This is a genomic window from Lentzea albidocapillata subsp. violacea (genome assembly GCF_900100275.1).
Taxonomy (GTDB): domain Bacteria; phylum Actinomycetota; class Actinomycetes; order Mycobacteriales; family Pseudonocardiaceae; genus Lentzea; species Lentzea violacea.
On the sequence record NZ_FNET01000001.1, the window covers coordinates 300,475 to 312,466 of the forward strand.

Sequence of the window (11,992 nt, forward strand, 5' to 3'; positions counted from 1 at the left end):
GGACCAGCATCGAGTCAGGAGGTCGTGATGCCCGCGGGATCGAATGCGAAACGTGAACGCCAGTACGAGCACATCAAGGACTCGGCCGAGGACCGGGGCGCCTCGTCGAAGCGCGCGAAGGAGATCGCGGCGCGGACGGTGAACAAGAACCGTGCCCAGGCCGGTGAGTCCAAGACGGCGAGCAAGTCGTCCACCAAGGACATGTCACCGCAGAAGCGCGGCGGCCAGCGGTCGGGCACGAACCGCCCGAAGGGCCTCACCAAGGAACAGCTCTACAACGAGGCCAAGAAGAAGAACATCAAGGGCCGCTCCGCCATGACGAAGAAAGAACTCGCCAACGCGCTCGGACGCTGACGTGCAGGACGTGGACAAGGCGTCGGCGCTGACGATCCTGACGATGGAACACAACACGCTGCAGATGATCCGCACGGCGACGATCACCGACGCGACGGGACGGGCGGGCCACCTGCTGACGACGATCTCCGCGTCCATGATCGCTCTCGGGTTCGTCGCACAGGTGGTGACGCTGACGGTGCTGCTCACGTTGCTGCTGGTCGTCTTCACCGCGCTGTTCCTGATCGGGCTCGCCACCCTGTTCCGCACGGTGGAGCTGGCCATCGAGGACTTCCAGGCGGGCCTGGGGATCAACCGCATCAGGGCCGTCTACGCCGAACTCGAACCGTCCACAAGGGACGCGTTCGTGCGTCAGCTGCACGACGACACCCTCGGCGTCGAGGTCGACGGCGGCCAGACCGGCTGGCGCAAGGCCAGGCGGCCACGGCTGCTCGGCACCGCACTGGGCGTGCCCGGCCTGGTGAACCTCGTCAACGGGGTCAACGCCGGGGTCGTCGCCGGTGCGGTGGCAGGGCTCCTGAACGCCGGCCTGACGTTGGCGATCGTCATCGGGGCGGTCGTCGCGCTCGTGGTGATCTGCGGCTTCGGCGTGGCGCTCGACCGGATCGGACGGCGCGGTCTCGCGCCCATCTCCACGCGCTATCCGAGGAACCACCCGAACTGAAGGAGAACCACCATGCAGTACGACGTCGTCGACCTGATCATGCAGGACCATCGCGAGGTGGAGCGCCTGTTCGACGAGCTGAAGAACCACCCGGAGAAACGGCCGCTGCTCACCCCGGTCCTCTGCGGCCTGCTCGTCGCCCACAGCCGCGCCGAGGAGGGCGAGGTCTACCCGGCGGCCAAGGCCGCGGGCGGGGACGACGAGGTCCAGCACAGCCAGGAGGAGCACGCCGAGGCGGAGCGGTTGCTCGCGAAGCTCCTCGACACCGACTACGACTCGCCGCAGTACGAGAAGGCGCTGCAGGACGTCGTCGACTCCATCACCCACCACGTGGAGGAAGAGGAGAAGACGGTCCTGCCGGGCATGCGCAAGCGGCTCGGCGCGGAACGCCGCTACGAGCTCGGCGAGGCGTTCGCGCGCAGCCGCGCCGACCACCTCGGCGAGATGCCGGGCCAGGCCACGCGCGAGGAACTGCTCCTGCAGGCCAAGAACCTCGGGCTGGACGGCGTTTCGAGCATGTCCAAGGAGCAGCTGCGCAAGGAACTGCAGAAGGCCGCTTCCTCCTGAGTGCCTGGTACGAACGAACTCGATGTGGCGGCCTGCTCGCGGTATCGCGGGCAGGCCGCACGTCTGTGCCCGGCGTCGGCAGGCACCGTCATCGGCGCGGCCCGAAGTCGCGGGACGACGGTACGAGTGCGGCCAGTGCCGGTGCGGCGAAGCAGATCACCGCGCAGGCGGCCAGCACCACAGTGGCGCCGAACGACGAGATCGCCGGTGCGATCAGCGCCAGGCCGACGGGCGCGAGGCCGTAGGAGTCAGGAAGTCCAAAGAGGACACACGAGCGAGCTTCGAGGGCTCGACCTCGCGCTGGGTCGCGGTGAACCACGGCACGTTGAACAGCTCGATGCCCAGTCCCGCGACGACGTAGGCGGCGATCACGACGAACGGGTGCACCGGCAGCAGCAGGCTCAGCGGCGCGAATCCGTACAGCGCCAGGCCGAACAGCGCGGTCCAGCCCGCGTGGCGCGGCCGCCACCGTGCGATGAGGAGAGCGCCCGCCAGTGCGCCGAGCGTGTACGCCGTGAGTGCTCCGGCGAGCACTGCCTCGGTGTCGTAGCGGTCGCGGCTGACCAGGGAGATCATCATCGCCGGGATCGGCAGCTCGATCCCGTTCGGCAACGTCGACCACACGCTCTACGACACCGTGCACTGGTTCGGCTTCGACGCCGCGCTGTCCGGCGGCGTCGCCCTGCTGCGCGAACACGCGATCTTCGCCGGCCTGTCGGCGGGGGCGGCGTACCTGGCGGCGCGGTGGGAGCAGCGGCTGGACCCGGACCGGCACGTCGTCGTGCTGGCCCTGGACACCGGCCACCGCTACGTCGACGCGGCCTACTCCCGGCACGCCGAGGCCCCGGCGCCGGACGAACTGCGGCCACGGCAGATCAGCACGCTGAGCGACATGGACCTGCCGTGGTCCCGGATGCGCTGGAACCGGGCGGAGGCGCCGCCGAACGCGACCGTCAGCCGGCCGATCCCGGTCGCTTCCTGAACGCCAGCGAGGCCAGCACGGCGGCCGCGCGCTGACGCAGGTTCCTCTGCGAGTGGGGGCCTTCGCTCAGCGCGCGGGCCAGGTCCGGGTCGGAGACGCGGAAGCGGTCCTCGATGTCGATGAGCCGCTGGTGTTCCTCTCGACTGACCATGGCGCGCTCCAGGGTGGGGTCCGGCAGTGGCACCGTGCCTGTACCCGGCTTTTCGCGGTTCAAACTCCTAGGTGGGTTTTGGTTCCGGCGGTAGCGGATCCGGGTCCGGCCCCGGCGGGCGCAGGGGATCGGGGTCCGGGCCGGGCGGCTGGGGCTGGTCGGGGCCGGTGGGGCGTGGCTGGTCCGGGCCCGGCGTGGTCGGCACGGGCTCCGCTGGCGGCACTGGTTGGCTCATGGCCAAGGGGTACCCGCCGGTCAAACCCGTCCCACCGCATTCCCGCCCAGCTCGAATCAGCGTGATTGCGCTAATGCCGGAGCCGTCCTGATCGACAATCCGTCGAGGTTCCGTTTGGGACCGGCGGAACGGGGGCGGGGAAGATGGCGCTGTCCAAGATCACGTCACAGGGGTGGTTCCAGGGTTCCGAGCAGACTCGCGGCCTCCAGTTCGGCGGTGCGATCGAGCTGCTACGGCTGCTGGACCGCCTTTCCAGCCGCCCGCGCTGGCCGTCTCGCGACGTGCCGCTGCCGATCGTCTCCCTGCGCCGGCCGCCAGGTGCGCCGAAACCGCTCGAGGCCCTGGCGAACCGGCCCGCCGGCGCGCGTGGGCGCCAGGTTCCGTTCGCGCTCGTCGACGGCGCGGTGCAGTCCCGGCGCAAGCTACTCGAGGACGTGGTCGGGCAGCTCGCGAGCGAGGTGCGGGGCGTTGCCCGGTTGCGGTTTCCGCGGTTCGCACTCGTCATGTGGTTGCTCGATCTGACGTTGCCCGCCGGAGTCGAGGCGGACGAGGAGGAACGGGAGATCGCGCGGGAGTTCCGGGCCCACGTGCACCGGCGCATGCGGGTGACGCGGGACGGGATGCAGGACCTCGTGCAGGACTTCCCCTGGTGGATCAGGCTGCTCATCGGGGTGATGCCGCGCATCGGCCTGGCACTGACGGCGTTGCTGTGGCGCCCGGCGAAGTGGGTGGGCGAGCAACCGCTGGGTGGCCGGCCGTACCAGGGCCTCTACCGGCTCGCGCGAGCGGTCGTCAAGGACCGCTTGGCGGAGAAGCACGAGAACGACGTCGACGACATGCTCGTGCGCGCTCTGCTGGAGGACCTGCGGCGCTCGCACCGGCGCTGGACGGTGCGGGGGACGGGCCGCCGGCGGACCGGGTGTCCATGGCTGTTGCTCGACAACCACAACGGCGACTGCGCGGGGCAGTGGCTGGTGGACTCGATCGGCCGCGCGCGCAACGCCGAGCAGAGTGGGCAGACGTACCGCACGAACCCGTTGAGCCGGCCGGATCCGCTGCTCGTCATCGTGGCGACGGAATCGGCCGACGTGCCGGCGACGCACGCCGCGGACGCGCTCGCGGGCCACCACGACTGGCTTCGGCGCCTGTCGCGGTCGGAGAACTGGGTGCTGGAGCTGGACACCGACGCCACCGAGCCCGCGCGCGGCATCATCGGCGCGCTGTCCGAGTACCCGTCGCTGCACCTGCGCCGGGCCCTCGCCGCGCCGCTCGTGCTGCTGGTGCTGGCCGGATCGCTCGTGGCCGTGCCGTTCCTCAACCACGCCCGGTGCGACGAGTGGTGGTCGCCGTCGTTGCGCTCGCCGCTGCAGCGGGTCGGTGAGGAGTGCATCGGGGTGTCGGCGGACCCGTTGCGGTACTTCGTCCCCGACTCGGTGCCGGCCGACATCCGGCCCGCGCTGGAGGACGTCTACCGCCGGATCATGGCTGAGAACCGCAGGGCGGCACTGCGGCCGGACGCGATCACCATCGTGTTCCTCAGCGTGCTGACCCCCAGCACCGCCAACAGCTTCCACGCCCTGGTCGAGGAGTTGCGCGGCGCGTGGGTGGCGCAGAAGAACAGCGACGTGCCCATCAAGGTGCTGCTTGCCAACGGCGGCGAAGGACCGGGCGGCCGCGGCCTGGCCTCCGGTGACGTCGCCGCGGACAAGATCATCGAACTGGCGGCCCGCGACCGCAGCGTGGTCGCGGTGACCGGGCTGTCGATCAGCACCGACACCGCCAAGTCGGCGGTGAAACGGCTGGGCAGCAACGCTTTGCCGATCATCGGCACGCTGACGTCCGCCGACGACATGGCGAGCATCAACGAGTACTACTACCAGATCGGGCCGAACAACCTGCGCGAGTCGAAGGTCGCCGCCTACTACGCGCAGAGCCGGCTGAACGTGACGGACGTGGCGATCTTCTTCTCCGGCGACCCCGGCGACAGGTACAGCCAGAACCTCGCCGAGGACGCCCGGCTCTCCTTCACCGAGCGCGGGATCACGGTCAGCCAGTACAAGTCCTACCGGATCGCGAACGACGACGAGGGCCTGGCGCCGGCCAGCCTCGGCCAGGGCGCGTGCCCGGCTCCCGCCAAGCCCGGCTACGCGGTCTTCTACGCCGGCCGGGCCCAGTACCTCGCGGAGTTCCTGCGGGGCATGAACAGCAGGTGCCAGGGCGGCACGCCGCCGGTGATCGCGAGCGACTCGTCGACGCGGTTCATCCTCGAGGGGACCATGGCGCAGTTCCCCAACGTGCGGCTGGACTACCTGTCGTTCGCGAGCCCGGCCGCGTGGACCGACTGCGCGAAGGTGCCGTTCTACAAGAACTACCTCGACGTGTTCGGCAAGACGTGCGAGACGCTGGGGGATGGGCGTTCGGCCGCCGCCTACGACGCGATGCAGGTGCTGGCGGAAGGGATCCGGCAGGTGCGGCGGACGGACCCCGGCGCGCGGGTGCGGGAAGGGCTGCTCGCCGGGATCGGGAGCATCCGCCCGGACAACGCGATCCAGGGTGCGACCGGGACGATCGGCTTCGGGGCGAGCACGCGGCTGCCGTCGAACAAGGCCGTGCTGGTGTTGCAGGGCAACACCGACACCACGTCCACGCCTCGGTTGCTGTGCGGCGAGTTGCCGTTCCGCGACGACCTGGTGCCGGGGCTGGAGCAGGACGGGGGATGCCCGCGCGATCCCCAGTAGGTCAGCGTTCCGGGCCCAGGACCGGCTTGACGTCGATGATCGGCGTGCCGTCGATGGCCTCCAGGTGCGCCACCCGCACTCCGAGGCCGTCCACCGCCGTGATCCGGACGTGGTGCAGCCCGATGGGGTTCGGCCGGTCCGGCGACCGCGTGGAGAACACGCCGGCCTCCGGCCGGGCGGGGTCGTTGCGGGGATGCACGGCCAGCACCGACCTGTCGGCGCGGTCGAGCCAGGTGAGGACCAGGACCTCCTGGCCCGCTTGCAGTTCCCGCATCGCCCGTGCGTACTCGGGCGCGAACACGAGCAAGGCCTCCGGCGCTCCCTCGTTCGCCTGCCTGGGCGCGGCGGAGCGGTCGGTGAGGGGCGATTCGACGTGGCCGATCGGCTGCAGCTTCATCAAGTCCCGCAGTAGGTCCGGTAGGTGGCACTGAAGTCCTGCGGCGCAGGAGCCGCGAAGTATTCCAGGCCGGGCCGTTCCCCGAACGGGGAGGTAACCGCTTTCAGCAAACGGTCGAACGGGCCCATGTCCCCGTCCGCCCCGGCCGCCAGCGCCTCCTCCACGAGGTGGTTGCGCGGCACGTAGACGGGGTTGACCCGGTCCATCGCCGCGCCGTCCGGGCCGAGCTCACGCCAGCGCGCGAGCCACGCGTCGATGGCCGCGAGGTCCAGGAACAGGGAGCGCGCCGGCTCCGCGTCACCCCTGGCCGCCCTGCCGAGCAGGTGGAAGAACGAGGTGAAGTCGACGTGGTTCTCGTGCATCAGCGCGAGCAGGTCCTTGAGCAGGGGCTTGACGTCACCGGAAACGCCGAGCTTGGCCCGCATGCCGCCAGTCCAGGCCTCCTCGAAGTGCGCGTCGAACGTCCGCAGCGTCGTGAGGGCCAGCGAGACGGCCTCGTCCTCGTCGTCGGCGAACAGCGGCAGGAGGGCTTCGGCGAGGCGGGCGAGGTTCCACTCGGCGATGATCGGCTGGTTGCCGTACGCGTAGCGGCCGCGGTGGTCGATGGAGCTGTACTTCGTCGTCGGGTCGTAGGCCTCCATGAACGCGCACGGGCCGTAGTCGATGGTCTCGCCGGAGATCGTCATGTTGTCGGTATTCATCACGCCGTGGATGAAGCCGACGAGCATCCACCGTGCGACCAGGGACGCCTGGGCGGCGACCACGTGGGAGAACAGCTCCAGGTAGGTGCTGCCGGGGTGGTGCCGGGCGATCGCGTGGTCGGCGAGGCTGCGCAACAGGTCCAGGTCGCCGGTGTTGCGGGCGTACTGGAAGCTGCCGACGCGCAGGTGCGAGGCGGCGACCCTGGCGAGGACGGCGCCCGCCAGCGGTTCCTCGCGCTGCACGACGTGGCCGGTCGAGACGACGGCCAGCGCACGGGTCGTGGGGATGCCCAGGGCGTGCATGGCCTCGCTGACGACGTACTCCCGCAGCATCGGGCCGACCGCGGCCAGCCCGTCGCCGCCGCGGGCGAACGGGGTGCGGCCGGAACCCTTCAGGTGGAGGTCGCGCAGCCGGCCCTCGGTGTCGGTCAGTTCACCGAGAAGAAGCGCGCGGCCATCGCCGAGCCTGGGGGAGTAGCCGCCGAACTGGTGACCGGCATATGCCTGTGCGACGCCCTTGCCGCTCACGAGGAACGGCAGACCGTCGGCTCGCAGCCAGGCGGGATCGAGGCCCAGTTCCTTCGCGAGTGGCTCGTTGAGCGCCAGGAGTTCCGGTTCGGAGACGGTGACGGCCTCCCAGGAGACCGCCATCTCCGGCACCGCGTCCGCGAAGTCGCTGCTCAGGCTGATGTTCACACCTCCAACGGTACCGGGTGCGCTGCGCGGTGACTGTGACCGAGCTCTCACCTCGTACCCGGCTGAACCGTCCACTCAGGAATGAAAGAACATTGTGCCGTAAGCACTTCCAGGACGGATCGGCGAACTCCGGCCACCGCACAGGCCGCTCTTCCCGGACGGCCTGAGTCCTACCTCCGCGCATGACCCTGATCGGGTGAACGCAGGGCCGCCAGGGCATCCCCGGCTCTGGCGGCCCTGTCGTCTCGCTACGCTGCTCGGCATGCGCTACTCCGCTATTGCGCTGGCTTTCCTCCTGCTCGGGTGCAGCGCCGGGACCTCGTCCCTGCCCACGATCACCCCTGCTGTGACCTCGGCCACCGGCTCGCCGCTGCCGGACCTGCAGCCCCGGCTCGACGCGATCGGCGTCCTGCTCACGGACTGCGCTGCTCGCCTGCGCGGCGAACCCGTCGCCCCGGCCGACAACTGCAGCCACGTCATGCCGGACGTGACGGCGGTGATCGACGAGGTCGAGAAGCAGGCCGCCAAGCTGCCGCCCGCGGGCCAGGCCGCGATCAGCGAGGTGCGCCGCCAGCTCAGTGAGATCGCGCCGTGCGAGCCGTGGTTCGCGGCCGGCGGCCTGAGCGAGGACGGGCAGCTCGACGCCCGCTGCAAGAAGGCGTGGGACGCGCTCTACAAGAGCTACAACGCCATTCGCAACTCGGCCTGAGCCGGCCGGTCCAGCACCGTCACGCCTCCGGGCCGGCGGCGTCCGGTGGGATAGCGAAGCGGGCGGTCAGCTCGTTCGAGATCTCGTAGTGGCGCACCAGGAACGTGCGCTCGTCGAGCTTCTTGCGCCGCAGCCAGCCCGTCACCTCGGCGTTGCACTTGCTGGCGTTGCACGATCCGCACGCGGGCACGACGTTGCCGAGCGTGTAGCGGCCGCCGCGCGAGATGGCCTGCACGCAGTCCTTCTGCAGCGAACCGGCCGGAGCCGTGCAGTACGCGCAACCGCCCCACAAGGTCTTGAGGGCGTCCCACTGCGCGTCGGTGAGGTCGTGGACGACGCGAGCCATGCGCTTCTTGCGCTTGCGCGCGGCGCGAACCTGTTTGCTACCGCCGGTCGGCACGGTGGGTGAGAGTACGCGTCGCGATGGTCAACAGGTCGGAGGCGGGACCCCGGGGTGTCCGGCCGGACGGCCAGACCGCCCTCAGGTCGCGGTGCAGGTCCACCTCGCCGACCTCGACGCGGACGAGCGTGCGGGCGGCGATGTCCGTGGCCACGGTGTGGAGGCTGAGCACGGCCGGGCCGATGCCGCCGATCGCGGCCGCCTTGATCGCCGTGGTCGACGACATCTCCAGCAACGGCGCCGCGGACTCGCTGATGCCCGCGAGCCCCAGCGCGTGCTCCCAGGCCTGCCGCGTGCCCGAACCGGGCTCCCTGCTGACCATCGGCGTCGCGGCGGCCTTCGCGGCGGCGACCCGGCGGCGCCTGGCCCAGGGATGGGCGGGTGCGACGACGAGGACGAGCTCGTCCGTGGCGACGACGCGGCTCGCCAGGCCCGCCGGCACGTCGGTGCTCTCGACGAACCCCAGGTCGGCCTTCCCGGCCAGCACCTGCTCGGCGACGTGCACCGAGTTGCCCGCCGACAGCACGGTCGCGGTGTCCGGGCTGACGGACCGCAGCGCGATCAGCCACGCGGGCAGCAGGTACTCGGCCACGGTGAGGCTCGCGGCGATCCTGAGGTGGCTCTGGCGGTCCGCGCGCAGGCTGGTGATGCCGGCGTCGAGGTCCGCCGCGCGGACCATCACCTGCGCCGCCCAGCCGGCCACGAGCTGTCCCGCCGTGGTGAGCCGTGTGCCGCGCGAGGTGCGTTCCAGCAACGTCACGCCGACGCGGGCCTCGAGGGTCCTGAGCCGCTCGCTGGCGCTGGGCTGCGACATGCCGTGCGCCTTGGCCGCCCGGCCGATGCTGCCCAGCTCGGCGACGCTCAGCAGGAGGTCGAAGCTGGTCAGGTCGGAGACCCTGGACGGGAGAGGCATAGGGGAAGCCTATGTCCATATCGGTGACTGGTGTCTACCGAGGCAGGCCCGGCGCGACGATTGTCATGTCGTGACCGCTCTCGCACCTCGACCACACCGTGCCCCAGAGGTGCGACGAGCGGCGCCTTTCGGCCCGAACCTCTTCGCGTCCGTGATGGGGACGGGGATCGTCGCCACGGCCGGTGCCTCGATGCCCGGCCTGCACACCGCCGCCACGTACGTGTGGGCGCTGGACGCCGCGCTGCTGGCCTTCCTCGTGGCCGCCGCCCTGCGGCGCTGGACGTGGACGACGGTGCGCGCCCAGCTCGCCGACCCCGTGATGGCCCAGTTCTGGGGCGCGCCGCCGATGGCGTTGATGACCGTCGGCACCGGGGCGTTGCTGCTCGGGAAGGACTGGATCGGGCTGCCCGCGGCACTCGCCGTCGACTGGACACTGTGGACGATCGGCACGGTGCTCGGGCTGGCGACGTCGGTGCTGGTGCCGTTGCGGATGATCGGCAGCGGCGAACGCGCGTTCGCCGGGTGGCTGATGCCCGTGGTGCCGCCGATGGTGTCCGCCGCCTCCGGTGCGCTGCTGGCGCAGCACCTGCCGGAAGGATCGTCGCGGCAGGCCATGGTGCTCGGCTGCTACGCGTTGTTCGGCGTCAGCCTGTTCGCGACGATGGTGATCGTGCCGCAGATCTGGCAGCGGCTGGTGCAGCACGGCCTGGGCGCGGCCTCGACCGTGCCGACGCTGTGGATCGTGCTCGGGCCGCTGGGCCAGTCGATCACTGCGGCGAACCTGCTCTCGGGCGTGCACGTGGTGCCGGGCCAGATCGCGTTCGGCGTGTTGTACGGCACGATCACGTGGGGCTTCGCCCTGCTGTGGGTCGCGCTCGCGGCGGCCGTCACCGTGCGGACCGCGCGGCGCGGGCTGCCGTTCGCGTTGACGTGGTGGAGTTTCGTGTTCCCGCTCGGCACGCTGGTGACCGGGACGAGCGCACTCGCGGCCCGGGTGCCGTCGGCGATGTTCTCCGGAGTGGCCGTGGTGTTGTACGGCGCGTTGGTGGTCGCGTGGGTCACCGTGGCCGTTCGCACGGTGGTCCAGCGGTAGAGTATCCCGGATATGGGGGACTACAGCGCCAGCGAAGAAGACCCGGACGTCCGGTACGTCGTCGTTCACGTTGAAGGGCAACGGCTTCCGTTCGCCGTCGTGCGGCTGACCGGTGAGGCCGAGGAAGCCTTCACGCACGACCTGCGCTGGGATCCGTCCGATCTGCTGAGCCGCGTTCCGTCCGAACCGGACTGGCAGGCCCGTGACGCGAACGTCGGCCACGCCAACGGGTTCCTGGTCGAGATGGTCAAGACGATCCGCGCGCGGACGTACGAGTCGGAGCTGACCGACTACACGTACTACGCGTCGTTCAAGAAGGCCATCGGCGTGCTCGACCTGACCACTGTGGACCGGTTGATCCGCCGGCCGGAGGGCGAGGTCGAGGAGGAATACGCCGGGCACGAGACGTGGGAACCCAGCGACAAGCTCCACCGCATCGACTTCGGCCACGACGTCCACGAGGAGCACATCGCGCTGAGCCTCACCGAGGCGGCGTACGTCAAACGGCTGGTCGACGCGCAGTGGGACCGTGGCTGCTCCCACCACGTCGTCCTTGTGGACGGCCTGCCGGTCGCCGCGGTCACCAGGGTGGTGGACGACCCGGACAGTGAGCTCGCCTTCACCGGTGAGCCGGAGCCACAGCCGTCGAGGCTGCTCGCCCAGGCCACCCGCGAACCGCGGATGACCGCCGTGCAGACGTCCATGGCGAGCGTCGTCGAGACGATGGCGCGCCTCACCCTGCGCTGGCGGACCAGGACGCGGGCGGAGGAGACGGCCGGGTACGCGGTCTTCCACCGGCTGACCGACGTCCTCGACCTCGACTCGGCCTACGACGTCGTGCCGAAGCTCAAGCCCCGGCACGAGTTCTCCGTGCCGCTCACCAGTTCCGAACGCGACGACCTCGCCGCGCGCCTGCGCGTCCGCAACGCCCGCCGGGCCGTTCGCCCGATCGGCGGTCACCTCTACTTCGCCGTGTTCTGGCGGCTGCGCGGGGTCACGAACCTCGACAACGCGTACTCGCTCGTCCGAGTCCCCGCCGACGGCTCCGAGCGGTGGGAGATGTTCCTGGGCGACGGCCGGTGGCTGCGCACGAGCAAGCCGCGGAAGCTGATCACCCTGCCGCTCACCAGGACCGGCCTCGACCGCGTCACGCGCAGGATCGCCTCGGCGGAGTCCCGCTTCTTCGAGATCCGCGACGAGCAGGGCCATGTCGCGTTGCTGCGCCTCACCGGCAGCGCCGAGGAGACCGCACAGGGCCACGGCTGGGTGCCGTCCGAGCTGCTGGGGCGGTGGCAGGCCGAACCGGAGTGGGTGATCTCCGCGGTGAAGCCCGTCGGCACCGAGCAGCTGACTCGCTGAGCGTCCGGCACGCCTACGTACCTCCGCGATCTA

General features: G+C 70.7%; 13 protein-coding genes and 1 pseudogene. 8 read left to right on the plus strand and 6 right to left on the minus strand.

Annotated elements, in window-relative coordinates:
- The first annotated feature begins 27 nt into the window (after positions 1-27).
- Genes BLR21_RS01150 through BLR21_RS01160 form a run of 3 tightly spaced genes read left to right on the plus strand, consistent with a single transcriptional unit; the run spans position 28 to position 1,585 of the window.
- Entirely contained in the window at positions 28-354 is a 327-nt protein-coding gene (locus BLR21_RS01150) for a plasmid stabilization protein (protein WP_090003755.1), read from the plus strand.
- Position 355: 1 nt separating this feature from the next.
- Positions 356-1,018, plus strand: coding sequence for a hypothetical protein (locus BLR21_RS01155; RefSeq protein ID WP_090003756.1), 663 nt, complete (start codon positions 356-358; stop codon positions 1,016-1,018).
- 12 nt (positions 1,019-1,030) lie between these two features.
- On the plus strand, positions 1,031-1,585 hold the full coding sequence (locus tag BLR21_RS01160; RefSeq protein ID WP_090003757.1) for a hemerythrin domain-containing protein: 555 nt from the start codon (positions 1,031-1,033) through the stop codon (positions 1,583-1,585).
- Between the two features lie 88 nt (positions 1,586-1,673).
- Here BLR21_RS01160 and BLR21_RS01165 read toward each other — a convergent pair.
- Positions 1,674-2,164 (minus strand): annotated as a pseudogene (locus BLR21_RS01165) (MFS transporter); the annotation flags it as partial.
- A 58-nt stretch (positions 2,165-2,222) separates the two neighbouring features.
- Between BLR21_RS01165 and BLR21_RS01170 the strand changes: the two are divergent.
- A complete protein-coding gene (locus BLR21_RS01170; protein WP_090003758.1) occupies positions 2,223-2,567 on the plus strand; it encodes a PALP domain-containing protein in 345 nt (114 codons plus the stop codon).
- On the opposite strand, the gene BLR21_RS01175 is transcribed toward BLR21_RS01170, so the two are convergent.
- A complete protein-coding gene (locus BLR21_RS01175; RefSeq protein ID WP_143027568.1) occupies positions 2,539-2,718 on the minus strand; it encodes a DUF3040 domain-containing protein in 180 nt (59 codons plus the stop codon). The two genes, BLR21_RS01170 and BLR21_RS01175, sit on opposite strands and share 29 nt — an antisense overlap.
- A gap of 378 nt (positions 2,719-3,096) precedes the next feature.
- On the opposite strand from BLR21_RS01175, the gene BLR21_RS01185 reads away from it, so the two are divergent.
- The gene (locus tag BLR21_RS01185; RefSeq protein WP_090003761.1) at positions 3,097-5,691 is read left to right on the plus strand and encodes an ABC transporter substrate-binding protein; all 2,595 of its coding nucleotides are present in this window, start codon (positions 3,097-3,099) and stop codon (positions 5,689-5,691) included.
- A 1-nt stretch (position 5,692) separates the two neighbouring features.
- Here the strand turns inward: BLR21_RS01185 and tsaA are convergent, their stop codons facing one another.
- Together tsaA and BLR21_RS01195 are read right to left on the minus strand one after the other, a co-directional pair.
- A complete protein-coding gene (gene tsaA / locus BLR21_RS01190; protein WP_090003762.1) occupies positions 5,693-6,088 on the minus strand; it encodes a tRNA (N6-threonylcarbamoyladenosine(37)-N6)-methyltransferase TrmO in 396 nt (131 codons plus the stop codon).
- Entirely contained in the window at positions 6,088-7,485 is a 1,398-nt protein-coding gene (locus tag BLR21_RS01195) for a protein adenylyltransferase SelO (RefSeq protein WP_256334367.1), read from the minus strand. Before BLR21_RS01195 ends, tsaA begins: the two co-directional genes overlap by 1 nt.
- Before the next feature lie 262 nt (positions 7,486-7,747).
- On the opposite strand from BLR21_RS01195, the gene BLR21_RS01200 reads away from it, so the two are divergent.
- The gene (locus BLR21_RS01200; protein WP_143027569.1) at positions 7,748-8,194 is read left to right on the plus strand and encodes a hypothetical protein; all 447 of its coding nucleotides are present in this window, start codon (positions 7,748-7,750) and stop codon (positions 8,192-8,194) included.
- A gap of 19 nt (positions 8,195-8,213) precedes the next feature.
- Here BLR21_RS01200 and BLR21_RS01205 read toward each other — a convergent pair whose 3' ends face one another.
- Positions 8,214-8,594: an HNH endonuclease gene (locus tag BLR21_RS01205; RefSeq protein ID WP_218130703.1), complete on the minus strand. Its 381-nt coding sequence runs from the start codon at positions 8,592-8,594 to the stop codon at positions 8,214-8,216.
- Entirely contained in the window at positions 8,578-9,507 is a 930-nt protein-coding gene (locus BLR21_RS01210; RefSeq protein WP_090003764.1) for a LysR family transcriptional regulator, read from the minus strand. The genes BLR21_RS01205 and BLR21_RS01210 overlap by 17 nt, the downstream gene beginning before the upstream one ends.
- Before the next feature lie 109 nt (positions 9,508-9,616).
- Between BLR21_RS01210 and BLR21_RS01215 the strand changes: the two genes are divergently transcribed.
- Together BLR21_RS01215 and BLR21_RS01220 are read left to right on the plus strand one after the other, a co-directional pair.
- Complete coding sequence (locus tag BLR21_RS01215) at positions 9,617-10,600, plus strand: TDT family transporter (RefSeq protein WP_256334368.1); 984 nt, start codon at positions 9,617-9,619, stop codon at positions 10,598-10,600.
- Positions 10,601-10,612: 12 nt separating this feature from the next.
- The gene (locus BLR21_RS01220; RefSeq protein WP_090003765.1) at positions 10,613-11,959 is read left to right on the plus strand and encodes a hypothetical protein; all 1,347 of its coding nucleotides are present in this window, start codon (positions 10,613-10,615) and stop codon (positions 11,957-11,959) included.
- The last annotated feature ends 33 nt before the right edge of the window (positions 11,960-11,992 follow it).